The 25,681-nt window shown below is 59.7% G+C and carries 26 protein-coding genes; 24 read left to right on the top strand and 2 right to left on the bottom strand.

Going from position 1 to position 25,681, the window contains the following annotated elements:
• Nucleotides 1-19: 19 nt before the first annotated feature.
• The 4 genes from EL257_RS19690 to EL257_RS19675 are packed head-to-tail and all read left to right on the top strand — an operon-like array spanning nucleotide 20 to nucleotide 4,376.
• Nucleotides 20-490 (top strand): (2Fe-2S)-binding protein, encoded by a 471-nt coding sequence (locus EL257_RS19690; RefSeq protein ID WP_126365436.1) that lies wholly within the window; start codon nucleotides 20-22, stop codon nucleotides 488-490.
• The gene (locus EL257_RS19685; RefSeq protein WP_126365434.1) at nucleotides 487-2,808 is read left to right on the top strand and encodes a xanthine dehydrogenase family protein molybdopterin-binding subunit; all 2,322 of its coding nucleotides are present in this window, start codon (nucleotides 487-489) and stop codon (nucleotides 2,806-2,808) included. Before EL257_RS19690 ends, EL257_RS19685 begins: the two co-directional genes overlap by 4 nt.
• Nucleotides 2,809-3,789 (top strand): XdhC family protein, encoded by a 981-nt coding sequence (locus EL257_RS19680; RefSeq protein WP_126365432.1) that lies wholly within the window; start codon nucleotides 2,809-2,811, stop codon nucleotides 3,787-3,789.
• Nucleotides 3,786-4,376: a nucleotidyltransferase family protein gene (locus EL257_RS19675; protein ID WP_126365430.1), complete on the top strand. Its 591-nt coding sequence runs from the start codon at nucleotides 3,786-3,788 to the stop codon at nucleotides 4,374-4,376. The genes EL257_RS19680 and EL257_RS19675 overlap by 4 nt, the downstream gene beginning before the upstream one ends.
• A gap of 173 nt (nucleotides 4,377-4,549) precedes the next feature.
• Here the strand turns inward: EL257_RS19675 and rne are convergent, their stop codons facing one another.
• Nucleotides 4,550-7,831: a ribonuclease E gene (gene rne / locus EL257_RS19670; protein WP_126365428.1), complete on the bottom strand. Its 3,282-nt coding sequence runs from the start codon at nucleotides 7,829-7,831 to the stop codon at nucleotides 4,550-4,552.
• Between the two features lie 699 nt (nucleotides 7,832-8,530).
• On the opposite strand from rne, the gene rluC reads away from it, so the two are divergent.
• The 3 genes from rluC to sppA are packed head-to-tail and all read left to right on the top strand — an operon-like array spanning nucleotide 8,531 to nucleotide 11,153.
• Complete coding sequence (gene rluC, locus EL257_RS19665; RefSeq protein ID WP_126365426.1) at nucleotides 8,531-9,490, top strand: 23S rRNA pseudouridine(955/2504/2580) synthase RluC; 960 nt, start codon at nucleotides 8,531-8,533, stop codon at nucleotides 9,488-9,490.
• On the top strand, nucleotides 9,477-10,139 hold the full coding sequence (locus EL257_RS19660; RefSeq protein WP_126365424.1) for an HAD-IA family hydrolase: 663 nt from the start codon (nucleotides 9,477-9,479) through the stop codon (nucleotides 10,137-10,139). Before rluC ends, EL257_RS19660 begins: the two co-directional genes overlap by 14 nt.
• A gap of 24 nt (nucleotides 10,140-10,163) precedes the next feature.
• Entirely contained in the window at nucleotides 10,164-11,153 is a 990-nt protein-coding gene (sppA, locus tag EL257_RS19655) for a signal peptide peptidase SppA (protein ID WP_126365422.1), read from the top strand.
• An 86-nt stretch (nucleotides 11,154-11,239) separates the two neighbouring features.
• Here sppA and EL257_RS19650 read toward each other — a convergent pair whose 3' ends face one another.
• Nucleotides 11,240-11,818: a Maf family protein gene (locus tag EL257_RS19650; protein ID WP_126365420.1), complete on the bottom strand. Its 579-nt coding sequence runs from the start codon at nucleotides 11,816-11,818 to the stop codon at nucleotides 11,240-11,242.
• Between the two features lie 105 nt (nucleotides 11,819-11,923).
• Between EL257_RS19650 and EL257_RS19645 the strand changes: the two genes are divergently transcribed.
• From EL257_RS19645 to EL257_RS19565, 17 genes are all read left to right on the top strand, one after another.
• Entirely contained in the window at nucleotides 11,924-12,451 is a 528-nt protein-coding gene (locus EL257_RS19645; RefSeq protein WP_038364482.1) for a YceD family protein, read from the top strand.
• Between the two features lie 13 nt (nucleotides 12,452-12,464).
• A complete protein-coding gene (gene rpmF / locus EL257_RS19640) occupies nucleotides 12,465-12,647 on the top strand; it encodes a 50S ribosomal protein L32 (RefSeq protein ID WP_003179396.1) in 183 nt (60 codons plus the stop codon).
• Nucleotides 12,648-12,651: 4 nt separating this feature from the next.
• Nucleotides 12,652-13,662: a phosphate acyltransferase PlsX gene (gene plsX, locus EL257_RS19635; RefSeq protein WP_126365418.1), complete on the top strand. Its 1,011-nt coding sequence runs from the start codon at nucleotides 12,652-12,654 to the stop codon at nucleotides 13,660-13,662.
• Between the two features lie 123 nt (nucleotides 13,663-13,785).
• On the top strand, nucleotides 13,786-14,724 hold the full coding sequence (gene fabD, locus EL257_RS19630) for an ACP S-malonyltransferase (protein ID WP_016986029.1): 939 nt from the start codon (nucleotides 13,786-13,788) through the stop codon (nucleotides 14,722-14,724).
• Nucleotides 14,725-14,740: 16 nt separating this feature from the next.
• A complete protein-coding gene (gene fabG, locus EL257_RS19625) occupies nucleotides 14,741-15,484 on the top strand; it encodes a 3-oxoacyl-ACP reductase FabG (protein ID WP_126365416.1) in 744 nt (247 codons plus the stop codon).
• A 196-nt stretch (nucleotides 15,485-15,680) separates the two neighbouring features.
• Nucleotides 15,681-15,917, top strand: a complete 237-nt coding sequence (acpP, locus tag EL257_RS19620; protein ID WP_003175607.1) for an acyl carrier protein — start codon at nucleotides 15,681-15,683, stop codon at nucleotides 15,915-15,917.
• Nucleotides 15,918-16,028: 111 nt separating this feature from the next.
• A complete protein-coding gene (fabF, locus tag EL257_RS19615) occupies nucleotides 16,029-17,273 on the top strand; it encodes a beta-ketoacyl-ACP synthase II (RefSeq protein WP_126365414.1) in 1,245 nt (414 codons plus the stop codon).
• Entirely contained in the window at nucleotides 17,273-18,088 is an 816-nt protein-coding gene (gene pabC, locus EL257_RS19610; protein ID WP_126365412.1) for an aminodeoxychorismate lyase, read from the top strand. Before fabF ends, pabC begins: the two co-directional genes overlap by 1 nt.
• A 3-nt stretch (nucleotides 18,089-18,091) precedes the next feature.
• A complete protein-coding gene (gene mltG, locus EL257_RS19605; RefSeq protein ID WP_126365410.1) occupies nucleotides 18,092-19,267 on the top strand; it encodes an endolytic transglycosylase MltG in 1,176 nt (391 codons plus the stop codon).
• Between the two features lie 19 nt (nucleotides 19,268-19,286).
• Nucleotides 19,287-19,919, top strand: a complete 633-nt coding sequence (tmk, locus tag EL257_RS19600; RefSeq protein ID WP_126365408.1) for a dTMP kinase — start codon at nucleotides 19,287-19,289, stop codon at nucleotides 19,917-19,919.
• Nucleotides 19,912-20,895: a DNA polymerase III subunit delta' gene (locus tag EL257_RS19595; RefSeq protein ID WP_126365406.1), complete on the top strand. Its 984-nt coding sequence runs from the start codon at nucleotides 19,912-19,914 to the stop codon at nucleotides 20,893-20,895. Before tmk ends, EL257_RS19595 begins: the two co-directional genes overlap by 8 nt.
• 42 nt (nucleotides 20,896-20,937) lie before the next feature.
• Nucleotides 20,938-21,294: a PilZ domain-containing protein gene (locus EL257_RS19590; RefSeq protein ID WP_126365404.1), complete on the top strand. Its 357-nt coding sequence runs from the start codon at nucleotides 20,938-20,940 to the stop codon at nucleotides 21,292-21,294.
• 14 nt (nucleotides 21,295-21,308) lie between these two features.
• The gene (locus EL257_RS19585) at nucleotides 21,309-22,100 is read left to right on the top strand and encodes a TatD family hydrolase (protein WP_126365402.1); all 792 of its coding nucleotides are present in this window, start codon (nucleotides 21,309-21,311) and stop codon (nucleotides 22,098-22,100) included.
• Between the two features lie 421 nt (nucleotides 22,101-22,521).
• Nucleotides 22,522-23,160 carry a TetR/AcrR family transcriptional regulator gene (locus tag EL257_RS19580; RefSeq protein ID WP_007950805.1) on the top strand — a complete coding sequence of 213 codons (639 nt, stop codon included), beginning with the start codon at nucleotides 22,522-22,524 and terminating at the stop codon, nucleotides 23,158-23,160.
• 137 nt (nucleotides 23,161-23,297) lie between these two features.
• The gene (locus EL257_RS19575; protein ID WP_126365400.1) at nucleotides 23,298-24,266 is read left to right on the top strand and encodes a GTP 3',8-cyclase MoaA; all 969 of its coding nucleotides are present in this window, start codon (nucleotides 23,298-23,300) and stop codon (nucleotides 24,264-24,266) included.
• Nucleotides 24,267-24,436: 170 nt separating this feature from the next.
• A complete protein-coding gene (locus EL257_RS19570; RefSeq protein ID WP_126365398.1) occupies nucleotides 24,437-25,042 on the top strand; it encodes a DUF4823 domain-containing protein in 606 nt (201 codons plus the stop codon).
• A gap of 15 nt (nucleotides 25,043-25,057) precedes the next feature.
• Nucleotides 25,058-25,618, top strand: a complete 561-nt coding sequence (locus EL257_RS19565; protein WP_126365396.1) for a DUF1285 domain-containing protein — start codon at nucleotides 25,058-25,060, stop codon at nucleotides 25,616-25,618.
• Nucleotides 25,619-25,681 lie beyond the last annotated feature (63 nt).

Genomic DNA, 25,681 nt, shown 5'->3' with positions numbered 1-25,681 from the left:
AAAATATGCGGGCGTGCCCATGATTACCCTGAAGCTAAACGGTCAAGACCACTCCCTCGATGTCACTGAAGACATGCCGCTGTTATGGGCGATTCGTGATGTCGCCGGTTACAACGGCACCAAATTCGGTTGCGGCATGGGCCTGTGTGGCGCTTGTACGATCCATATCGATGGCTTGCCGGCGCGCAGTTGCATCACCCCGATCGGTTCGGTCGTCGGGCAGAACGTGACCACCATCGACAATCTGCACGCTGACCCGGTCGGGCAAGTGGTTCAGCAGGCCTGGCTCGATAGCGCTGTGGCGCAGTGCGGGTTCTGTCAGGGCGGGCAGATCATGTCGGCCACGGCGTTGTTGAAAACCAATCCGAACCCGAGCGACGAGCAAATCGAAGAAGCCATGGTCGGCAATATCTGCCGCTGCGGCACCTACAACCGGATCAAAACCGCGATTCGCCAAGCCTCCAGTCACCTCAAGGAGGTGAAGGCATGAGCCGCGTCCCGAATGATTTCGCCCTGAGCAATCTCAGCCGCCGTGGCTTTCTCAAAGGCGTTGGCGCTACCAGCGCGCTGGTCCTCGCCGCGAGCTGGGGCTGGCACGATGCGCTGGCCGAAGACGCACCGAAAAAATTTGGCGCCGACGGCATGCCCAACGGCTGGATCGATGATCCCAAGGTTTACGTGAGCATTGCCGCCGATGGCAGCGTCACCGTGGTGTGCAACCGTTCGGAGATGGGCCAGGGCGTCCGCACCAGCCTGAGCATGGTCGTCGCCGATGAGCTGGAAGCCGACTGGGCGCAGGTCAAAGTGCAGCAGGCGCCGGGTGACGAAGTGCGCTTCGGCAACCAGGACACCGACGGCTCGCGCAGCATGCGTCACTGGTACGAGCCGATGCGCCGTTGCGGCGCGGCGGCACGAACCATGCTCGAGCAGGCCGCCGCTGCGCAGTGGAAAGTGCCGGTGGGCGAATGCCATGCGCAACTGCACAAAGTCATCCACAAACCGTCCGGTCGTGAGCTGGGCTATGGCGAGCTTGCCGCTGCCGCCAGTGCGTTGGCGGTACCGGCACGTGACAGTCTGCGCCTCAAGCAGCCGTCGGAATTTCGCTACATCGGCAAGGAAGGCAGCAAAGCCATCGACGGTGTCGACATCGTCAATGGCCGCGCGATCTACGGTGCGGATGTGCATTTCGACGGCATGCTCTACGCCACCATTGCTCGCCCGGCGGTCTATGGCGGCAAGGTCAAAAGCCTCGACGACAGCGCGGCATTGAAAGTCCCCGGCGTGCTCAAAGTGCTGCAGATCGAAGGCCGGCCGTTGCCATCGGAGTTTCAGCCATTGGGTGGCGTGGCGGTGGTCGCCAGCAATACCTGGGCGGCGATCAAGGGCCGTGAAGCGTTGAAAATCGAATGGGACGATGGCCCGAATGCCAGCTATGACTCGATCGCCTATCGCAAGGAGCTCGAAGCCGCGTCGCTGACACCTGGCAAAGTCGTGCGCAATACCGGTGACATCGACAAAGCCCTGAGCGGCGCCGCCAGCACCCTCGAAGCGTCGTATTACCTGCCGCACCTGGCCCAGGCACCGATGGAACCGATGGTCGCGATTGCCCGTTTCAAGGACGGCGTTTGCGAAGCCTGGGCGCCCAGTCAGGCGCCGCAGGTCACCCGGGAGCGCATTGCCGAACGATTGGGCGTGGCGTTCGAGAAGGTGACGTTCAACGTGACGTTGCTCGGCGGCGGGTTCGGACGTAAGTCGAAACCGGATTTTGTGGTTGAGGCGGCGATTCTCGCCAAGGAGTTTCCCGGCAAGGCTGTGCGGGTGCAGTGGACGCGGGAAGACGACATCCACAACTCGTATTTCCATACCGTGTCGGCTGAATATCTGAAGGCCAGTGTCGACAACAACGGCATGCCGTCCGGCTGGCTGCATCGCACCGTGGCACCGAGCATCACCGCGTTGTTCGCGCCGAACATGAATCATGAGGCAGCGTTCGAGCTGGGCATGGGCTTCACCAACATGGCCTACGCGATTCCCAATGTGCGTCTGGAAAACCCTGAGGCGAAGGTGCACACGCGGGTTGGCTGGTATCGCTCGGTGTCGAACATTCCCCACGGTTTCGCCATCCAGAGTTTTGTCGATGAGTTGGCGCACAATGCTGGCGAAGATCCGCTCAAGTATCAGATCAAGCTGCTTGGCCCGGATCGGCAGATCGACCCACGCACCTTGAGCGAAGAATGGAATTACGGCGAATCGCCCGAGCGCTATCCGATCGACACCGGGCGTATGCGTACAGTGCTGGAAACCGCCGCGAAAGCTGCCGGCTGGGGACGCAAACTGCCCAAGGGTCGAGGTCTGGGCCTGGCGGTGCATTACAGCTTCGTCACCTATGTGGCGGCAGTGATCGAAGTCGAGGTCAAGGACGACGGTTCGCTGATCGTGCACAAGGCCGACATCGCCGTGGACTGCGGGCCGCAGATCAACCCTGAGCGCATCCGTTCGCAGTTCGAAGGCGCGTGCGTGATGGGTCTGGGCAACGCGGTACTGGGCGAAATCAGCTTCAAGGACGGCAAGGTTCAGCAGGACAACTTCCATATGTACGAAGTCGCGCGCATGTCGCTCGCACCGAAGGAAGTGGCGGTGCATCTGGTCACTCCGCCGGGCGACGTACCATTGGGCGGCGTCGGTGAGCCGGGTGTGCCGCCGATTGCGCCGGCGCTGTGCAACGCGATTTTCGCCGCCACCGGCAAGCGTATTCGTGATCTGCCGGTGCGTTATCAGTTGCAGGGCTGGCAGAAGACGGAGGCGTGAATGGATAGCGTCGATCTCAACGTTTTGCGCAGCGTGCTGGAATGGCGCCGCGCCGGGCAGCGGGTGGTGCTGTTCAGTGTGGTGCAGACCTGGGGCACCGCGCCGCGGTCGCCCGGCGCCATGCTCGCCTTGCGCGAGGATGGCGTAGTCATCGGTTCGGTGTCGGGCGGGTGTGTCGAGGATGACCTGATCGCCCGATTGCACGATGGCCGCATCGCCGCTGATGGCCCGCCTGTGCAGATGATTACCTATGGCGTGACCCGCGAGGAGGCCGCGCGTTTTGGCCTGCCCTGTGGTGGCACGCTGCGCTTGACCGAAGAGCGCGTCGGCGATCCGACGTGGGTCGCCGAACTGCTGCAACGCTGTGAAGACCACCAAATTGTTGCTCGTGAGCTGAATATCGACACCGGCGAAGTGCGACTCGCGTCCGCGACCAAATCCGATTCGCTGGTGTTCGACGGCAAGATTCTGCGAGCGATTTACGGCCCGCGCTGGCGCCTGTTGTTGATCGGCGCTGGGCAGCTGTCGCGTTATGTTGCAGAGATGGCGCGGCTGCTGGATTTCGAAGTGCTGATCTGCGATCCGCGCACCGAGTTTGTGTATGGTTGGGAAGAGCAGCACGGCCGTTTTGTTCCGGGGATGCCGGATGACGCGGTGTTGAACATCCAGACCGACGAGCGCACGGCGATCGTCGCTTTGACCCACGATCCACGGCTGGACGACATGGCCCTGCTCACCGCGCTGGATTCGCCAGCGTTCTACGTCGGCGCGCTCGGTTCGCGGGTCAACAGTCTGAAGCGCCGGGAAAACCTGGCTCAGCTAGGCTTGTCTCAAGCGTCGATTGATCGCTTGCACGGTCCGATCGGTTTGCACATCGGTAGTCATTCGCCAGCTGAAATCGCCTTGTCGCTGCTCGCGGAAATCGTGGCGATCAAGAATGGCGTGGAGTTGAAGCAGAAAAAACCACTGGAGGGCGCATGAGTCGATCCATCGCAGTGATTGTATTGGCGGCAGGCGAGGGCAACCGCTTTCGCCAGATCGCAGGGCCAGACAAAGACAAATTGCTGGCTGACTGCACAGGGCGTGACGGCGCGGTACGTTCGGTGATCGAGCATGTGCTGGTGAACTTGCCGGTCAGCCTCGATACTCGCGTGCTGGTCACGACCGAGGCGCGACCACAGGCGATGCGCATGGCCCAAGCCTACGGTTGTGACGTGGTGTCCATCGAGTCGACCGGTATGGGCGACAGCATTGCCGCCGGCGTCGCCGCTTGTCCGGAGGCCGATGGCTGGTTGATTGTGCTGGGGGATATGCCGTTTATCCTGCCGTCGAGTATCGAGCGGGTGGTCGCGGCGATGGCTGATGACGCGGTGAGCGTGCCAGTGCTGAATGGCGAGTTCGGCCACCCGGTGGGATTTGGTCGTTCGTTTGGCGCGCAATTGCAGGCGCTGACGGGTGATCGTGGTGCTCGGCCGTTGTTTGCGCAGGGACGGGTGGTGGAAGTGGCGGTGGAGGATCCTGGGGTGCTGTGGGATATCGATGTGCCTGATGCGTTGATTTTCACATAACAACCAGATCATTTTCAGATAAGAGCCAGATCAAAAGATCGCAGCCTGCGGCAGCTCCTACACCGGTTTAATGTAGGAGCTGCCGAAGGCTGCGATCTTTTGATTTTTTGAAAAGCATAAAAAAAGCCCCGCCAGGCTTTCACCTGGCGGGGCTTTTTTATCGGCTTCGGGAATCACACGAGGGGTTTAGGCTCGTGTTCTTTTTCCTCGGCTTCTTCGCGTTGCTCGACCGCGTCCTGAACGGAGCGTGGTGCTTCGGCAATCACCGCTTCAACCGATGCTTCTTCAGCGACCGCGGCAGGAGCTGCCTCGACCACTTCAGCAGCAACGACTGGTTCGGCAGCCGGAGCAGCAGCGGCCGCCAGTTCGGCTTCCTTCTGCAGACGCTCTTCTTCACGCTTGCGACGACGCACTTCACGTGGATCGTTCGGTGCGCGACCGCTTGGCGTCAGGGCGCTGACCGGAGCCGGCGCTTCAACCACCGGAGCTGGCGCTTCGGTTACCGCAGGTGCCTCGACGACCGGAGTCTCAATCACTGGCGTTTCAGCGACTGGCGCTTGAGCCGGTTCGGCAGCAGCAACCACTGGTTCGGAAACCATGGCCTGCGGGACTTCAGCTTCTGCCACCGGGGCAGGGGCTTCGGTCACGGCTGGTTCGGTAACCCAGTTGAACGCGGTCTGTTCTTCACGAACTTCACGAACTTCACGAACTTCACGCACGGTCTCGGTTACGGTCTCGGCGACGGTTTCAACAACCGGCTCGGCCACCACAGCTGGCTCCTGCGCAGCGAAGGTCGGTTCGGCAGCGACTTCAGCGTGACGCTGAGTTTCGCGAACCGGTGCAACTTCGACTTCCGGCGCGGCAATCGCTTCCACCGGAGTGGTCGCTTCAACAGCCGGCGCTTCTACAGCAGCGGTGTCCTGAACTGCGGCGGTGGACCGTTCAGCTTGCTCGTGGGCTTGAGCTTCGGCCGGAGCACTGATCACGCTGCCGGCAACGGCGGCAGTCACTGCCAGACCCGCGGCCAGATCAGCCGTGCTTGGCTCGGCCGCGTTTTCGCCGGATTCGGATTCGTCCGAACCTTCGATCACGTTGCCGTTGGCATCACGCTGACGCTCACGACGGTTGCTGCGACGACGCTGGCCGCGGGAGCGACGACGCGGGCGATCGCCTTCGGCGTTGTCCGAACCGTCTTCCGGCAGTTGCTCTTCGTTGACACTGTTCACTTCTTCTTCCGCGACGGCAGCAGTGGCCTGCTCGGTACGCGGTTGACGTTCTTCACGCGGCGGACGCGGTGCGCGCTCTTCACGTGGCTGACGGGCTGGACGCTCTTCAGCGGTGACAGCGACGGCTGCGGCAGCTGGAGCGGCGTCCAGCGGCTCGCGCAGTTCGCGTACACGCTCCTCACGCTCGCCACGTGGCTTGCGATCTTCGCGCGGAGCACGTGGGGCACGTTCTTCACGCGGAGCGCGAGGGGCGCGTTCTTCGCGGGCCACCGGCGTTTCGGTGCGTGCTTCACGCGGCTCACGGGCTTCACGAGGTGCGCGCTCTTCACGCGGTTCGCGCGGTGCACGCTCTTCACGTGGGGCACGTTCTTCCCGCGGCTTGCGCTCTTCATCGCGGCGACCGTTACGGTTGCGGCTCTGCTGGCGACCGTTGCGACGCTCTTCGTTACGGGCCGGACGCTCGGTGGCTGGTTTTTCAACCACAACCGGAGCGGCTGGCTCTTCTTTGGTAGCAAACAGGCTGACCAGCGACTTCACCAGACCTTTGAACAGGCTTGGTTCTGGCGCGGCAACTGGAGCCGGTGCAGCGGCGACGGGTGCGGCGGCTTCGGTCGGAACCGGAGCATTGGCGCGGGCCGGTGCAGTCTTGACCGCGGCTTCCTGGCGAACCAGGGTACGGGTCGCAGCGGCAGGCTGGACTTCTTCGACTTCGGCAGCGGCAGCAGCGATTTCGTAGCTGGACTGGTTGGTCGCGGCTTCCGGGCTGTCGTCACGCAGGCGCTGAACTTCGAAGTGCGGCGTTTCGAGGTGGTCGTTCGGCAAAATGACGATACGGGCACGGGTGCGCAGTTCGATCTTGGTGATCGAGTTGCGTTTTTCGTTGAGCAGGAACGCGGCCACCGGGATCGGCACTTGCGCGCGGACTTCGGCGGTGCGGTCTTTCAGGGCTTCTTCTTCGATCAGGCGCAGGATCGCCAGCGACAGCGATTCAACATCACGGATGATGCCGGTGCCGTTGCAGCGCGGGCAGACGATGCCGCTGCTTTCGCCCAGCGACGGACGCAGGCGCTGACGGGACATTTCCAGCAGGCCGAAACGCGAGATGCGACCGATCTGCACGCGGGCACGGTCAGCTTCCAGGCACTCGCGGACTTTCTCTTCCACGGCGCGCTGGTTCTTGGCCGGGGTCATGTCGATGAAGTCGATGACGATCAGGCCGCCGATGTCGCGCAGGCGCAACTGACGGGCGATTTCTTCGGCGGCTTCAAGGTTGGTCTGCAGGGCGGTTTCTTCGATGTCGCTGCCTTTGGTGGCGCGCGCCGAGTTGATGTCGATGGACACCAGGGCTTCGGTCGGATCGATGACGATGGAGCCGCCGGACGGCAGTTCGACGACGCGCTGGAAAGCGGTCTCGATCTGGCTTTCGATCTGGAAACGGTTGAACAGCGGCACGCTGTCTTCGTACAGCTTGATCTTGCTGGCGTACTGCGGCATTACCTGGCGGATGAAGGTCAGGGCTTCGTCCTGGGCTTCAACGCTGTCGATCAGCACTTCGCCGATGTCCTGGCGCAGGTAATCGCGGATGGCGCGGATGATCACGTTGCTTTCCTGGTAGATCAGGAATGGCGCGGAGCGATCCAGCGAGGCTTCTTTGATGGCGGTCCACAGTTGCAGCAGGTAGTCGAGGTCCCACTGCATTTCTTCGCTGCTGCGGCCAAGGCCGGCAGTGCGCACGATCAGACCCATGTCGGCAGGAGCGACCAGACCGTTCAGCGCTTCACGCAGTTCGTTGCGCTCTTCGCCTTCGATGCGACGGGAGATACCGCCGGCACGCGGGTTGTTCGGCATCAGTACCAGGTAACGACCGGCCAGGCTGATGAAAGTGGTCAGGGCGGCGCCCTTGTTGCCACGTTCTTCTTTTTCGACCTGAACGATGACTTCCTGGCCTTCGCTCAGGACGTCCTTGATGTTGACGCGGCCTTCAGGGGCTTTCTTGAAGTATTCGCGGGAGATTTCTTTGAGGGGCAGGAAGCCGTGGCGCTCGGAGCCGAAATCGACAAAGGCAGCCTCAAGGCTTGGTTCGATGCGAGTGATGCGGCCTTTATAGATATTGGCCTTCTTCTGCTCGCGTGCACCGGATTCGATGTCCAGGTCGTAGAGGCGTTGGCCATCTACCAGTGCAACACGCAACTCTTCGGGTTGAGTTGCGTTAATCAGCATTCTTTTCATGTAGTACCGTCGGTTTCCGGGCTGCCGGAAACGGCGTTCGGCACACACGACTTCTCACGGTCGGTGTCAGGTGCGTCGGGAGTGGTTGGCCATTCCCGTGTCCAGCGATGTACGACCAATTGGGCCGATATCGCGACGTACGCGTCCTGCTTGCTGTGGCTACTTAAGCACTCAGTCAGGAGGAGGAATCAACCAGCGGCTGTGGACGAGATGAAGCGTCTTGATAAAGCCTATTGCTACACAGTCCGGCGGTTGTGCATCTCCACCCTACACGTATCCCTGATAATTCGGGTGCTGCCGCGCGCAGAATCCGCAGCGGGTTGGCATTTACCGTGAGCTCCGAAAGGGGAGGTCACGCATCATGGCTAATTCAGGCGATGTTTCCGAAGCGTTCGCTCGGGGTCATCCGCAGCTGACTGCACTTTGTGAACTGGCCTCGAATGTGTGCCTGTCAGGCGAGTAAAAACTCTGCTCGACGGTGTAATTCAGGCCTCATGTCACCTGCGCTCGTTACAACTGCAAACTCCACCGTTACGTAGCGAAAGCCCCGTAGGACGGCCTCGCGCCCTGGTGAATTGCGTTGGTCAGGGCCGGTCTTTGACCGTGGTTCCGCTGTCCAGGCCGCTTTTGGCGGCGTTCGCGACTATAGCAGCAATGATTAAGTGCTTCAATTCCATAAAAATTGTTATCATCCGCGGCATGACAACTACTGCCCCTTCGACTCCAGGCGTTCAACTGCTTGAAGTCTCGCCGGAGTATGCCGGCCAACGAATCGACAATTTTCTCCTCGCCCGGCTCAAAGGCGTGCCCAAGACCTTGATTTACCGCATTTTGCGCAAAGGCGAAGTGCGCGTGAACAAAGGTCGGATCAAGCCCGAATACAAGCTGCAGGCCGGCGATATCGTGCGCGTGCCGCCAGTTCGCGTGCCTGAGCGGGACGAGCCGGTCCCGCTTGCGCAGGGTCTGCTGCAGCGCCTGGAAGCCTCGATTGTCTTCGAAGACAAAGCCCTGATCGTGATCAACAAGCCCGCCGGCATTGCGGTTCATGGTGGCAGCGGCTTGAATTTTGGCGTCATCGAAGCCTTTCGTCAGTTGCGTCCCGATGCCAAGGAGCTGGAGCTGGTTCACCGTCTCGACCGTGACACCTCCGGCCTGCTCATGATTGCCAAAAAACGCAGCATGTTGCGTCATTTGCACGAGCAACTGCGCGGTGATGGCGTCGACAAACGTTACATGGCGCTGGTTCGTGGTAACTGGGCGACGTCGATCAAGCAGGTTCGCGCGCCGTTGCTCAAGAGCAACCTGCGTTCCGGTGAGCGCATGGTCGAAGTCAACGAGGAAGGCAAGGAAGCCCTGACGGTGTTCAAGGTGCTGCGCCGCTTCGGTGATTTCGCAACGATGGTAGAGGCCAAGCCGGTAACCGGTCGTACCCACCAGATTCGCGTTCACACCTTGCACGCCGGGCATTGCATCGCCGGCGACAGCAAGTATGGCGATGACGACTTCACCAAAGAGATTCGCGATCTGGGCGGCAAGCGTCTGTTTCTGCACGCTTACATGTTGACCGTGCCGCTGCCGGATGGCGGCAAGCTGACCTTGCAGGCCCCAGTCGATGAGATGTGGGCCAAGACTGTGGAGCGATTGAGTGCGCCCATCTGATTACAAACTGCTGATTTTCGATTGGGACGGCACGCTCGCTGATTCCATCCATCGCATCGTCGAGGCCATGCACTCGGCGTCCGGGCGGTCTGGCTTCGAGTTGCGCGATGATTTTGCCGTCAAGGGCATCATCGGTCTGGGTTTGCCGGAAGCGATTCGCACGCTTTATCCCGAGATCAGCGACGTTGAATTGCTGGCGTTCCGCGAGTATTACGCCGATCACTACATTGCTGCCGAAGCCGTGCCTTCGCCGTTGTTCGAAGGCGTGATCGAGTCGATGGCGTCGTTTCGCGAGCAGGGCTACCACTTGGCGGTGGCCACAGGCAAGAATCGTCGCGGCCTGGATCGCGTGCTCAAGGCCAATGGCTGGGAAGACTATTTCGATATCACCCGTGCTGCCGATGAAACTGCCAGCAAGCCACACCCTCTGATGCTGGAGCAGATTGTCAGCCATTGCGGGGTACGCCCGGAGCAGGCGTTGATGGTCGGCGATTCGTCCTTCGATTTGCTGATGGCACGTAACGCGGGGATGGATTCGGTGGCGGTCAGTTATGGCGCGCAATCTATCGAATCGTTGCAGCAGTTCGAGCCGTGCCTGTCGATCGATCGTTTTTCTGAATTGCATGCCTGGCTGGGGCAGCGGGCTTAATACGTTTTTGCTGGGGTAGATGGCATGACCGACGAATGGAAAGCACCGGCCAAGGCAAGTGCCGACGATGGTGACGCGAAAAGCTGGAAGCTATTGGAAAAGACCCTGTTGGCCGGTGTGCAGGAACAGCGTCGTTCGCGGCGCTGGGGGATTTTTTTCAAGCTGCTGACGTTTGTTTATCTGTTTGTGGCGCTGCTGCTGTTCACGCCGCTGATGGACATGGAAAAGAGCGCTACGCGCGGGCCGAACTACACGGCATTGATCGAGATCGATGGCGTGATTGCCGACAAAGAGCCGGCCAGTGCCGACAATATTGTCGGCAGCCTGCGCGCGGCATTCGAGGACAAGAAGGTCAAAGGCGTCGTGCTGCGGATCAACAGTCCTGGCGGCAGTCCGGTGCAGTCGGGCTACGTGTATGACGAGATCAAGCGTCTGCGCGGCTTGCATCCGGAGATCAAGCTGTATGCGGTGATTTCCGATCTCGGTGCGTCCGGCGCCTATTACATCGCCAGCGCGGCGGATCAGATCTACGCCGACAAGGCCAGTCTGGTCGGTTCGATTGGCGTGACGGCGGCCGGTTACGGCTTTGTCGGCACCATGGAAAAACTGGGCGTCGAGCGTCGCACTTACACCTCGGGTGAGCACAAGTCGTTCCTCGATCCGTTCCAGCCGCAGAAGCCTGAAGAAACGGCGTTCTGGCAGGGCGTGCTCGATACCACGCACAAACAGTTCATCAACAGCGTCAAGCAGGGGCGTGGTGATCGTCTGAAGGACAAGGAACATCCGGAACTGTTTTCCGGACTGGTCTGGTCGGGCGAGCAGGCGTTGCCGTTGGGCTTGATCGATGGTCTGGGCAGCGCCAGTTCCGTAGCTCGGGATGTGATTGGCGAGAAAGAACTGGTGGATTTCACTGTGCAGGGATCGCCGTTCGATCGCTTCTCGAAAAAGCTCGGCGCCAGCGTGGCTGAGCAACTGGCGATGTGGATGGGTTTCCACGGACCTTCTTTGCGTTAAGTCACTGTAAAGATCCAAAGATCGCAGCCTACGGCAGCTCCTGCACAGATCGGTGTAGGAGCTGCCGAAGGCTGCGATCTTTTGCTTTAAGGAATCTGCACGCCTTCAACCAGCAGCATATCGATCAGGCGAATCAGTGGCAGGCCGATCAGGCTGCTGGCGTCAGGCCCTTCGGTGGCCTGAAACAGGCTCACACCCAGGCCCTCGGCCTTGAAGCTGCCAGCGCAGTCGTACGGTTGCTCGATGCGCAAGTAGCGCTCGACGCGCGCCTGATCCAGCTGGCGCATGTGCACGGTGAACGGCACGCAATCGACCTGACATGCGCCGGTCTCGCTGTTCAGCAAGGCGAGGCCGGTGAGGAAGGTCACGCTTGCGCCACTGGCGGCCATCAGTTGTTCGCGAGCCTTTTCAAAGGTGTGCGGCTTGCCGATGATTTGATCGCCAAGTACGGCAACCTGATCGGAGCCGATGATCAGATGTGCGGGATGGCTGTCGGCCAACGCTCGGGCCTTTTGCTCGGCCAGGCGTTTGACCAGTTCGATGGCCGGCTCGCCTGGGCGATGGCTTTCATCGATATCCGGCGAGCTGCAGACGAACGGTAAATGCAGGCGGCCGAGCAATTCCCGGCGATAGGTCGAGCTTGAAGCGAGTAATAAAGGCAACATTCGCGTCTCCTGAGGCAGGTGCAGATTCTAGCGGAGGCACGCAAGTGACGGACAGGGCACAATTTCCTTTGACAAGGGTGGGGGCATCCCTATAATGCTGCGCCTATGTTGAATGACCCGATTCCACCTCACGTTGACCCGCGCAAATTGGCTGACCGTGGCACCACCCTTCAAGGTGAGCTGCTGCTGGCCGATTTGAAGAGACTCTGCGACCCGCTTTCCGACGATGTCGGTACGGTGCAGGCGAAATTCGTTTTTGAACGAGATGAACGTAAATCTGTGGTCATCCACAGCTTTATCGACACCGAAGTCAAAATGGTTTGCCAGCGTTGTCTTGAGCTGGTCACCCTGCCGATCCACAGCGAATGCAGTTACGCTGTAGTGAAGGAGGGTGCGAATACCCAGTCGTTACCGAAAGGTTATGACGTGCTGGAACTGGGCGAAGATCCATTGGATCTGCAGTCACTGGTCGAGGAAGAGCTTCTGCTCGCCTTGCCTATTGTGCCTGCTCATCATCCGGAAGAATGCCAGCAGCCGGCGGGAGCAGATGAGCCCGAACCGAGCGAGGACGAGGTAACGCGGTCCAACCCGTTCAGTGTATTGGCGCAGTTAAAGCGTGACCCAAACGTTTAGGAGTTAATCAATTATGGCTGTTCAGCAGAACAAAAAATCCCGCTCTGCCCGTGACATGCGCCGTTCGCACGACGCTCTCGAGGCTAGCACCCTGTCTGTAGAAAAAACCACCGGTGAAGTTCACCTGCGTCACCACGTTTCGCCAGAAGGCGTATACCGTGGCCGTAAAGTGATCGACAAGGGCGCTGACGAGTAATCACTTGTCCGCTCAAGTCATCGCGATTGACGCAATGGGCGGGGACTTCGGTCCCCGCAGCATTGTTCAGGCCAGCCTTGCTTGCCTGTCCGCTACGCCCTCGCTGCATCTGACCCTCGTCGGTCAACCCTCCCTTCTTGAAGAATTGATCCACGGCCAATCGGCTGCCGATCGCGCGCGCCTGAGTATTGTCCCGGCGAGCGAAGTCATCACCATGGACGAAAAACCGACGCAAGCCTTGCGCGGCAAGCCAGACTCATCGATGCGTATCGCCTTGGAGCTGGTACGTGATGGCAAGGCGCAGGCCTGTGTCAGTGCCGGCAATACCGGGGCGTTGATGGCGCTGTCGCGGTTCGTGCTGAAAACCTTGCCGGGTATCGATCGCCCGGCGATGGTGGCGGCGATTCCGACACAGAAGGGTTATTGCCAGTTGCTGGACCTGGGTGCCAATGTCGATTGCAGCGCCGAGCACTTACTGCAGTTTGCGGTGATGGGTTCGGTGGCGGCGCAGACGCTGGGCATCCATCGCCCGCGCGTCGCGCTGCTGAACATCGGTACCGAAGACATCAAAGGCAATCAGCAGGTCAAGCTGGCAGCAACGCTGTTGCAGGCCGCGCGCGGCATCAACTACACCGGTTTCATCGAGGGTGACGGGTTGTACCGCGGCGAAGCTGACGTGGTGGTGTGTGACGGCTTTGTCGGCAATATTCTGCTGAAGTCCAGCGAGGGCCTGGCGACCATGATCGCCGCCCGGATCGAGGCCTTGTTCAAGAAAAACTTCGCCTCCCGCGCTGTCGGCGCCCTGGCGCTGCCTTTGATGAAACGTTTGCAGGCTGATCTGGCCCCCGCGCGACATAACGGCGCGAGCTTTCTCGGTCTGCAGGGCATTGTCGTGAAAAGTCACGGTTCTGCCGGCGTTCAGGGCTTCCAGAGTGCGATTCAGCGGGCGTTGATCGAGATTCAGGAGAACCTGCCTGAGCGTCTTCACGGTCGTCTGGAGGATCTGTTGTCTTAGGCGTTTTCGTCGGACAATGCTTAAATGTGACCGCCCGGTTCAATGGGCCATCCAAACTGTCAGTTTCTTGCGTCCCAAACGGGACGTGCTTTTTCGACGACAAGATCATTAGGGGCTTGTTACATGTCTGCTTCCCTCGCATTCGTCTTTCCAGGACAGGGTTCGCAGTCCCTCGGCATGCTGGCCGAGCTGGGCGCGGAATATCCGTTGATCCTCGAAACTTTCAAAGAAGCCTCTGAGGCTCTGGGTTATGACCTGTGGGCGCTGACCCAACAGGGTCCGGAAGAACTGCTCAATCAAACTGACAAAACCCAACCGGCCATTCTGACTGCATCCATCGCGCTGTGGCGTTTGTGGCTGGCAGAAGGTGGCGCGCGTCCGGCCTTTGTCGCCGGTCACAGCCTGGGTGAATACAGTGCGCTGGTGGCGGCTGGCAGCCTGACGCTGGCTGACGCAGTGAAGCTCGTTGAGCGTCGCGGTCAACTGATGCAGGAAGCGGTTCCGGCCGGGCAGGGCGGCATGGCCGCGATCCTCGGTCTGGAAGACGCGGACGTGCTGGCCGCTTGCGCAGAAGCTGCGCAAGGCGACGTCGTCAGCGCGGTCAACTTCAACTCTCCGGGCCAGGTTGTAATTGCCGGTGCCAAGGCCGCTGTCGAACGCGCCATCGAAGGCTGCAAGGCGCGTGGCGCCAAGCGTGCCATGCCGCTGCCGGTGAGCGTGCCGTCGCACTGCGAGCTGATGCGCCCGGCTGCCGAGCGTTTTGCTGAGTCGATCGCTGCCATTGACTGGCAAGCGCCGCAGATCCCGGTCGTCCAGAACGTCAGCGCGCAAGTGCCGGCCGATCTGGAAACCCTCAAGCGTGATCTGCTGGAACAATTGTACAAGCCAGTGCGCTGGGTCGAGTCGGTGCAGACGCTGGCCGCCAAGGGCGCAACCAATCTGGTCGAGTGTGGCCCCGGCAAAGTGCTGGCAGGTCTGAACAAACGTTGCGCCGAAGGCGTTGCGACTTCCAACCTCAATACCCCAGATGCTTTCGCTGCCGCTCGCGCAGCGCAAGCCTGAATCAGGAGAAACTTGCATGAGTTTGCAAGGTAAAGTTGCACTGGTCACCGGTGCAAGTCGCGGGATCGGCCAGGCCATCGCGCTGGAACTGGGTCGTCAGGGCGCCATTGTCGTTGGCACTGCGACTTCCGCGTCGGGCGCTGAGCGTATCGCCGCAACCCTGAAGGAAAACGGTATTCAGGGTGCAGGCTTCGAACTCAATGTCACCAGCGACGAATCGGTCACCGCGGTACTGGCGGGCATTCAGGAACAGTTCGGTGCGCCAGTGGCGATTCTGGTCAATAATGCCGGTATCACCCGCGATAACCTGATGATGCGCATGAAAGACGACGAATGGTACGACGTGATCGATACCAATCTGAACAGTCTGTATCGCTTGTCCAAGGGCGTTCTGCGCGGCATGACCAAAGCGCGTTGGGGTCGAATTATCAGTATTGGCTCGGTGGTGGGTGCCATGGGCAACGCCGGCCAAGTAAACTATGCAGCCGCCAAGGCCGGTCTGGAAGGTTTCAGCCGTGCGATGGCGCGTGAAGTCGGTTCGCGTTCGATTACGGTGAACTCGGTAACCCCAGGGTTTATCGACACCGATATGACACGTGAGCTGCCTGAAGCACAGCGTGAAGCCTTGCAGACGCAGATTCCGCTGGGTCGTCTGGGACAAGCTCAAGAGATCGCGTCCGTGGTCGCTTTTCTTGCATCCGACGGTGCGGCATACGTTACCGGGGCTACAATCCCGGTGAACGGTGGGATGTACATGTAGGTAAAATGTGACGGATTGCTTCAAAAAAATGTCATACGAGCTGTCTAAAATCCGTTATAAAGCTGCAATCTATTTATAGGCAGAGGGTCGCAGGGTTTGAGGAGTGAAGCTTTCAGTTGAAAAACTGAAAAGTCTTTCTATACACTTACCCACTGGCCAGCTGCCTGAATTTGTCCATTAGGAGTGAAAACAAGGTATGAGCACCATCGAAGAGCGCGTCAAGAAAATCGTTGCCGAGCAACTGGGTGTTAAAGAAGAAGAAGTGGTCAATACCGCTTCCTTCGTAGAAGACCTGGGTGCCGACTCCCTTGACACCGTTGAGCTGGTGATGGCTCTGGAAGAGGAATTCGAGACCGAAATCCCTGACGAAGAAGCTGAAAAGATCACTACTGTACAAGCTGCAATCGACTACGTTACTAGCCACCAGGCGTAATAGTTTGTAATCGTTGTTTGCTGTCATGGAAAAACCGCACTGCCATCATGGCGTGCGGTTTTTTCTTTAGGCCTGATGCAAAGTCGTCGTCATTTGAAAAAGGAGAGTGCTGTGTCGCGTAGACGCGTCGTAGTCACCGGTATGGGTATGTTGTCGCCACTGGGCACGGACGTGCCGAGCAGTTGGCAGGGCATTCTGGCTGGCCGCAGTGGCATTGGTCTGATCGAACACACCGACCTTTCTGCCTATTCCACCCGCTTCGGCGGCTCGGTAAAAGGCTTCAATGTCGAGGAATACCTGTCGGTCAAGGAAGCGCGCAAGCTCGACCTGTTCATTCAGTATGGCCTCGCCGCCGGCTTTCAAGCCGTGCGCAATGCCGGTCTGGAAGTCACCGACGCCAACCGTGAACGCATTGGCGTGGCCATGGGTTCGGGCATCGGCGGTCTGACCAACATCGAAGAAACCAGCCGCACCCTGCATGAGACGGGCCCGCGTCGAATCTCGCCATTCTTCGTGCCAGGCTCGATCATCAATATGATTTCCGGTTTCCTGTCCATCCACCTGGGGGCACAGGGACCTAACTACGCGATCGCCACCGCATGTACCACCGGTACGCACTGCATCGGCATGGCGGCGCGCAACATCATGTACGACGAAGCTGACGTGATGATTGCCGGCGGCGCCGAGATGGCTGCGTGCGGTCTGGGCATGGGCGGCTTTGGCGCGTCCCGTGCGCTGTCGACACGCAATGACGAGCCAACCCGTGCCAGCCGTCCGTGGGACAAGGGCCGTGACGGTTTCGTTCTGTCCGACGGAGCCGGTGCACTGGTTCTCGAAGAACTCGAGCATGCCAAGGCGCGCGGCGCCACGATCTACGCCGAGCTGATCGGTTTCGGCACCAGTGGCGACGCGTTCCACATGACCTCGCCACCGGCTGACGGCGCCGGTGCCGCGCGCTGCATCACCAATGCGCTGCGCGATGCAAAGATCAACGTTGATCAAGTGCAGTACATCAACGCCCACGGTACGTCGACCCCGGCCGGCGACCTCGCTGAAGCCAATGCGATCAAGACCGTGTTCGGCGAGCATGCCTACAAACTGGCGGTCAGTTCGACCAAGTCGATGACCGGACACCTGTTGGGTGCAGCGGGCGCGGTCGAAGCGATCTTCAGCGTGCTGGCCATCAACAGTCAGGTCGCGCCGCCGACCATCAACCTTGATGAACCGGACGAAGGCTGCGACCTCGATTTCGTCGCGCACACTGCGCGCAACATGGACATCGATGTCGTGCTCTCCAACTCCTTCGGTTTTGGCGGCACCAACGGCACGCTGGCATTCCGCCGGTTTGCAGGCTGATGGACTGCTGGGTCGACGGTCAACCGGCTGACGCTCTGTCGCTGAAAGATCGCGGCCTGGCTTATGGCGATGGTCTGTTCGAGACCATCGCCGTGCACAACGGCCGCCCCATCCTGTTCGAACGACACGTGACGCGACTGGCCGACGGCTGCTCGCGTCTGGCTATTGCCGCAGATATCGAGCTGGTTCGCCACGAACTGCTGAGCTACGCGGCAGCCATGGGCGAGGGCGTGCTCAAGCTGATCCTCACCCGTGGCGACGGGCTGCGCGGTTATGCGCCCGATCCAGCGGCGCCGGGTCGACGCATTCTGCAAGGCAATCCACCTGCTGCTTATCCTGCCGTACATGCCGAGCAAGGCATTCGCCTGTTCCCGTGCAGTACGCGCTTGTCCAGACAGCCGTTGCTGGCCGGGCTCAAACACCTCAATCGACTGGAACAGGTGCTCGCCCGCGCCGAATGGCAGGACAGCGAGCACGCCGAGGGCTTGATGCTTGATCAGGCGGGTCGAGTGATTGAAGGGGTGTTCAGCAATCTGTTCATTGTGCGCGATGGCGTGCTGCTGACGCCGGACCTGAAGCGTTGCGGCGTCGCCGGGGTGATGCGCGCGGAAATATTGTTTCAGGCCGAGTCTTTGGCCATCCCCACGCAAATCGCCGACATCAGCCTCGAACAGCTGCAATGGGCTGACGAAATCTTCCTCTGCAACAGCGTTTATGGCGTCTGGCCGGTACGCGCCTACGCTGCACTGAGCTGGCCGGTTGGCCCGCTCACCCGTAAACTGCAAACCATTGCCCGCGCCCTACTGGATGCCTGATTAGTGAGACGTAAACTTTTGCTGCTGCTTGAAACCGGACTGGTTCTGGCAGGGCTGCTGATGGGCGCCAGCGCCTGGAAGATTCATTCCGCGCTGGAACAGCCCTTGAACATCACGCAGGAACAACTGCTGGATGTGCCGAAAGGCTCGACACCTACCCGTACTTTCCTTGAACTCGAAACCGATGGCGTCATCAAGGACGCGTTTTGGCTAAGGGTCTATTGGCGCTTCAACCTCGCCGGCACGCCGATTCACAGTGGCGAATACCGCATGCAGCCGGGCATGACCGTCAACGGTCTGATCGACTCCTGGAAGCGTGGCGAAGTGGTTCAGTACAGCCTGACGCTGGTCGAGGGCTGGAATTTCCATCAAGTGCGCGCCGCGTTAGCCAAAGACGAGAAACTCGAACAGACCTTGAACGGATTGAGCGACGCCGACGTCATGGCCAGGATCGGTCATAAAGGACTGTTTCCTGAAGGTCGGTTTTTCCCGGACACCTATCGCTTCGTGCGCGGCATGTCCGACGCCGAGTTGCTGAAAAAGGCCTTTGAACGTCTCGACGAAGTGCTCGCCAAGGAGTGGGCGCAGCGTTCCGCCGATGTGCCTTACACCGAACCCTATCAAGCGCTGATCATGGCGTCGCTGGTCGAGAAAGAGACCGGCGTGCCGCAGGAGCGCGGGCAGATTGCCGGTGTTTTCGTGCGGCGGATGGCGCTGGGCATGCAGTTGCAAACCGATCCGACCGTCATCTATGGCCTGGGTGATCGCTATACCGGCAAGTTGACCCGTGCGCATCTGAAAGAGCCGACGCCGTACAACACCTATGTGATTCCAGGGCTGCCGCCGACGCCGATTGCGATGGTCGGCCGGGAAGCGATTCACGCCGCGCTGAATCCGGTGGAAGGTACGAGTCTGTACTTCGTCGCCCGCGGTGATGGCAGTCATGTGTTCTCTGACGATCTCGATGCCCACAACAATGCGGTGCGCGAATATCAGCTCAAGCGCCGCGCCGATTACCGCTCAAGCCCGGCGCCAGCCGTAACCCCGGAAGAGGCTCCGGCTACGCCGGAAGCGATTCCTGGTGCGTCGCCGAACACGGCGCCGGAAACGTTGCCGCAAGTTCCCGTTCAGGAACCGGCAGCGGCCCCGGATGCTGCTGCACCACAAGACGCGCAATGACTTTGATTAAGGACTGCCTGTGACTGGCTTGTTTATTACTCTGGAAGGCCCGGAAGGCGCCGGCAAAAGCACCAACCGCGAGTACCTCGCCGAGCGTCTGCGCGCCGCCGGTATCGAGGTGGTGCTGACCCGTGAGCCGGGTGGCACGCCACTGGCCGAGCGGATTCGCGATGTGCTGCTGGCGCCGGCCGATGAAGTCATGCATCCGGATGCCGAGCTGTTGCTGGTCTTCGCTGCGCGCGCGCAACATCTGGCGGAGGTCATCCGTCCGGCGCTGGCACGCGGCGCGGTGGTGCTGTGCGATCGTTTCACCGACTCGACCTACGCTTATCAGGGCGGCGGTCGCGGTTTGTCGCTGGAACGCATCGCGCTGCTGGAAAATTTCGTCCAAGGCGATCTGCGTCCGCACCTGACGCTGATTTTCGATCTGCCGGTGGAGATCGGCCTGGCTCGGGCCAGTGCCCGTGGTCGACTGGATCGTTTCGAACTGGAAGGTCGCGCGTTTTTCGAGGACGTGCGCAACGCGTTCCTGAAACGTGCCGAAGCCGATCCTGCGCGCTACGTGCGGATCGATGCCGGGCAGTCACTGGTCAAGGTTCAACAATCGCTGGATACCTTGCTGCCGAACCTGCTGGAGCTGGCCCGTGGCTGAGGCCTACCCGTGGCAGGACAGTCTCTGGCAGCAACTGGCCGGGCGTAAGCAGCACGCGCACGCCTATCTGCTCCACGGTCCGGCCGGGATCGGCAAGCGAGCGCTGGCTGAGCGGCTGATGGCCAGCCTGTTGTGCCAGCGTCCGACGCCGGAGGCTTGCGGCGAATGCAAATCCTGTTTGTTGCTCCGGGCTGGCAGCCATCCGGACAATTACATTCTCGAGCCGGAAGAGGCCGACAAGGCGATCAAGGTCGATCAGGTGCGCGATCTGGTCAGTTTCGTCGTGCAAACCGCGCAACTGGGCGGGCGCAAGGTGGTGCTGATCGAGCCGGTTGAATCGATGAACATCAACGCCGCCAACGCTTTGCTCAAAAGCCTTGAAGAGCCGTCCGGCGACACGGTGTTGCTGTTGGTCAGCCATCAGACCAGCCGTTTGCTGCCGACGATCAAGAGTCGTTGCGTGCAGCAGGCCTGTCCGCTTCCGGGTGAGGCGATGAGCCTGCAATGGCTGGCGCAGGCGCTGCCTGATTGTTCTGAAGAAGAACGGGTCGAACTGCTGACACTGGCTGCTGGCTCGCCGCTGATGGCGGTCAGTCTGCAGTCCCAAGGCGTGCGTGAACAACGTGCGCAGGTGGTCGAAGGCGTGAAGAAGTTGCTCAAGCAGCAGCAATCGCCGACGCAACTGGCCGAAGAATGGAAAAATATCCCGATGCTGCGCCTGTTCGACTGGTTCTGTGACTGGTCGAGCCTGATTCTGCGCTATCAACTGACTCAGGATGAAGCCGGCCTCGGCCTGACCGATATGCGCAAGGTCGTGCAGTACCTGGCGCAGAAAAGTGCGCAAGGCAAAGTCCTCGAGATTCAGGACTGGATTCTCGCCCAGCGACAGAAAGTCATGAGCAAGGCCAACCTCAATCCGGCATTGTTGCTGGAAGCATTGTTGGTGCAATGGGCGGGTTTGCCTGGTCAAAGATGACAATGTGTACCTAGACTCTGAAGATCAGCAGTGGAGGTCAACATGAATGAACCCCTCGGCCCAGGGCCACGCAACGGCATCCTGTCCCTTACCATCAAGGACAAAGCGGTGCTATATGCCGCTTACATGCCGTTTATCAAAAACGGTGGTTTGTTCATCCCGACCAACAAGAGTTACAAGTTGGGCGATGAGGTGTTCATGCTGTTGCACCTGATGGACGAGGCGGAGAAAATTCCGGTTGCCGGCAAAGTCGCCTGGATCACACCCAAGGGTGCGCAAGGTAACCGCGCCGCCGGGGTCGGCGTGCAGTTCAACGACGGCGACAACACTGCGCGCAGTCGCATCGAAACTCATCTGGCCGGAGCCCTCAAGTCCGACCGTCCCACTCATACGATGTAAGTAGCCGTGTTTTTATGCTCGTAGATTCCCATTGTCACCTTGATCGCCTCGACCTCGCCGCCCATGACGGCTCGCTCGATGCCGCACTCGATGCCGCGCGCGGGCGTGGTGTCGGACACTTTCTCTGCATTGGCGTCAGTGCCGATAACGCCGCCGACGTGAAAGCTTTGGCCGAGCGCTACGCCGATGTCGACTGCTCAGTCGGCGTGCATCCCCTCGATGTTCAACCGGGTGCGGCGCCAGCCCTGGATTGGCTGTTGCACGAACTCGATCACCCGAAAGTGGTGGCGATCGGCGAAACCGGTCTGGATTACCACTACGAGCCGGAAGCCGCCGAGTTGCAGCAGGAATCGTTCCGCCTGCATCTGCAAGCGGGACAGCAAACCGGTAAACCGGTGATCATTCACACCCGCGGCGCCCGTGCCGATACGCTGGAGTTGCTGCGCGAAGCGGCACTGCCCCAGGCGGGCGTGCTGCATTGCTTTACTGAAGACTGGGACATGGCCAAGGCTGCGCTGGACATGGGCTATTACATTTCTCTGTCGGGCATTGTCACGTTCCGCAATGCCGACGCCTTGCGCGACGTCGCGAGCAAGGTTCCGGCGGATCGCCTGCTGGTGGAAACAGATTCGCCGTACCTGGCGCCGATTCCTTATCGTGGCAAGCCGAACCTGCCGCAATACGTGCGTGAAGTGGCGGAGTTTCTGGCGATGTTGCGCGGCGAGAATTACGAGCGTTTTGCCGAACAGACTACCGAGAACTTCAAGCGCCTGTTCCCGCTGGCCACCGTTCAATCTGCCGTGTAGGAGCTGCCGAACGCTGCGATCTTTGTTCTTAAAGAAGCCAGATCAAAAGATCGCAGCCTGCGGCAGCTCCTACACGTCAAATCGCAGGCAAAAAAAACCCGGGTTCTGGGGGGTGAATCCGGGTTAAGACCATTAGGAGTAAAACAAAGGCACGCGGTCCGTTGGTACCTTTATCGGCGCGACACTTGGGGGAGATGTCGGCCGACAGTTCAAGTATTGATCAGTCTGGCGTGCAGTCCAGTGAGGCGGCCGGGGTTTTTAAACAAATTTGGAATACGTTTGCTTCAGTTGAGTTCTCATTGCCCCGAAAACGTTCTCAAAATGAACGAGAAACACAGATTCAGTCGATGAACCGTGCTTTTTTGCGCAAGTTAGGCATAATACGCGGCTTCGAATTTTGACCCTTCAGACCTTTTTTCTTATGCATAAAGAACCTCGTAAGGTCCGTGAATTTCGTCGCCGCGAGCAGGAAATTCTCGATACCGCGCTCAAGCTGTTCCTCGAACAAGGTGAAGACAGTGTCACCGTCGAGATGATTGCTGATGCCGTGGGTATCGGCAAAGGCACGATCTACAAGCACTTCAAATCCAAGGCCGAGATCTATCTGCGCCTGATGCTCGATTACGAGCGCGACTTGAACGAGCTGCTGCATTCGGCTGATGTCGACAAGGACAAGGAAGCGCTGTCCCGCGCCTACTTCGAATTCCGCATGCGCGATCCGCAGCGTTATCGCCTGTTCGACCGTCTCGAAGAGAAAGTCGTCAAAGGCAATCAGGTGCCGGAGATGGTCGAGGAGTTGCACAAGATCCGCGCCTCGAACTTCGAACGTCTGACCCTGCTGATCAAAGGCCGCATCAGCGAAGGCAAGCTCGAAGACGTGCCGCCGTATTTCCATTACTGCGCGTCCTGGGCGTTGGTGCACGGCGCTGTTGCGCTGTATCACTCGCCATTCTGGAGCAACGTGCTGGAAGATCAGGAGGGTTTCTTCCAGTTCCTGATGGACATCGGTGTGCGCATGGGCAACAAGCGCAAGCGCGATCCGGAAACGCCGAGCAGCTGAGCTATTCAGCAGCCTTATTGCGCCGTGATTTCCCTACATGACGCAGTACCGCAGGAATATACTCAGGCATAGGGCTTGCTAAAACTTGATTTGTGAGTCAAGTTTTAGCGGCTCGAAATTCTTTCGCCGGAGTGATCATGATCGTTGACCGTCAAGGCAGGCGTTTTCGCAATTTGCGAATCAGCCTGACCTCAGCCTGCAATTACGCGTGTACCTATTGCGTGCCTGACGGCAAGCGATTGGTGGCTGCGCAGGATGAAATGTCGGCCGAAGCCATGGCACGCGGGGTGGCGTATCTGATCGAAGCCGCTGGCATCGAGCGCCTGCGCATCACCGGTGGCGAGCCGCTGGTAAGTCCAAAGCTCGAAACTTTCATGGCCGCTGTCGGGCAGATGGGCCTGGAAGACATCAGCCTGACCACCAACGGTCAACTCCTTGCGAAGAAGCTTCCGCTACTGGTCGATGCCGGTCTGCGCCGCATCAATGTTTCCCTCGATACCCTCGACCCCAGCGCTTTCCGCAGCATTGCCCGTGGCGGTGACCTGGCCACGGTGCTCGATGGCATGGATCAAGCGGCAGCGGCGGGGATGAAGATCAAGGTCAACATGGTGCCTTTGCGTGGGCAGAACCTCGATCAGGTCATGCCGTTGCTCGATTATTGCCTGGAACGCGGCTTCGAACTGCGCTTCATCGAACTGATGCGCATGGGGCATCTGGCCAAAGACTCCAACGCATTCCTGCAACAATTCGTCAGCCTGCAGCAGTTGCTGGCGCTGATCGGCGAACACTACGAATACGCGCAAACCGATGCGCCAGTGGACGCAACCGCTGTGCGCTATGCAATTGCGGGGATGGGCAACTTCGGCGTAATCGCCAATGAAAGTGTGCCGTTCTGCCGTACGTGTTCGCGCTTGCGCCTGTCCTCGACCGGTTGGCTGCATGGCTGCCTGTCGTCGAGCAACCGCCACTATGTCGGCGATCTCCTCGACAAGCCGCGCCATCAGGCATTGCCGGCGCTTCAACGTTTGCTGGTCAAGGCGTTGGGCGACAAGCAGGAAGTGGCGTTCTCGGGCGGCGCGACCATCATGAAGATCATCGGCGGCTGATCGGCCGTTTTCGCGAGCAGGCTCGCTCCCACAATTTAAAAGCGATCCCGTGTGGGAGCGAGCCTGCTCGCGAATGCGATTTAACATTGAACGAAGAATCAGAGCTGGCGCAAAAGCTGCATTCACTGGCCATTCGCCGGTTTTCCGTCACCGGCCTCTGGAGGAATAGGATGCGTAGCCTGGTTTTGCTGCTGGCCGTTTTGGCGCTCGGCGGCTGTATGACTGTCAGCGATATGGCCGAAGGCACTCGCTACCAGATGAGCGACGCCGGTTTGCTCGATCACAGCGATAGCCGTCGCGTGAACAACTTCCGCATTCAGGCGGATTCGTTCATTTACATCGCTCAGGGTGCTTTCGCGCCGCCGGGTGGTTCCTATCCTCGACCCAATGTGGTCGCTGAAGAAGCGTTCAAAGGTTTCATCGAGTATTTCCCGATGGTTCGCCGCGCCCGTGCGCCGGAAGGCCTCGACCAGGCGATGGGCGAGGCTCGCGATGCCGGCGCGCATTATTTGTTGTACACGCGTTTCGCCAAGGCTGATGATCGCATCGGCAACTCCGATGAGTGGCTCGATCAGGAAGCTGTGGATCGTCTCGGCATCGACGGCGGCGTCATTCAGATCATGTTGATCGAGACCAGCACGCAGTATTTGATTGATACTGCACGCATCAAAAGTCGTGGCGGTTTACTGACGTTCCACGACAATAAACCCGAAGACCTGATCGGTCCGCCGCTGGCACAGTACGCGCGCAGCCTGCTGGGAGTCAGCAACCAATAATCCGAGGAGAACGCCATGAGTGGCCAGCAAACAGCCAATGACCTGTTGGGACAAATCCCCAAAACCAAAGGCCTGCCGCCGGTGCATTTATGGAATCCGGATTTTTGCGGCGACATCGACATGCGCATCGCCCGTGACGGCACCTGGTATTACCTGGGCACGCCGATCGGGCGCAAGCCGATGGTCAAACTGTTCTCCACCATCATCCGCCGCGATGGTGACGATTATTTCCTGATCACCCCGGTCGAGAAGGTTGGAATCAAGGTCGACGATGCGCCGTTTGTGGCGATTTCCGTTGAGGTCGAAGGCGAGGGCGAGGCGCAGGTTTTGCGCTTTACCATCAACGTCGAGGAAACCGCCGAGGCCGGGCCTGAGCATCCGATCCGTGTCGAAATCGATCCGACAACCCAAGAGCCCGCGCCCTATGTTCATGTGCGCAGCAATCTCGAGGCGCTGATTCACCGCAATGTCTTTTATCAAATGGTGAACCTGGCGGTCAGCCGCGAAATCGACGGCCAGCGTTGGCTTGGCGTCTGGAGTCGCGGCGAATTCTTTCGCATCGGTCTCGAACCTTAAAAGATCGCAGCCTTCGGCAGCTCCTACAGGGTGTACACCTCGGGGAACTGCCGAGAGCTGCGA

The sequence above is a fragment of the Pseudomonas fluorescens genome, assembly GCF_900636825.1.
Lineage (GTDB): Bacteria > Pseudomonadota > Gammaproteobacteria > Pseudomonadales > Pseudomonadaceae > Aquipseudomonas > Aquipseudomonas fluorescens_BG.
The sequence above is the reverse complement of the archived record's forward strand: the minus strand, read 5'-3'. Positions and strand labels throughout refer to the sequence as shown.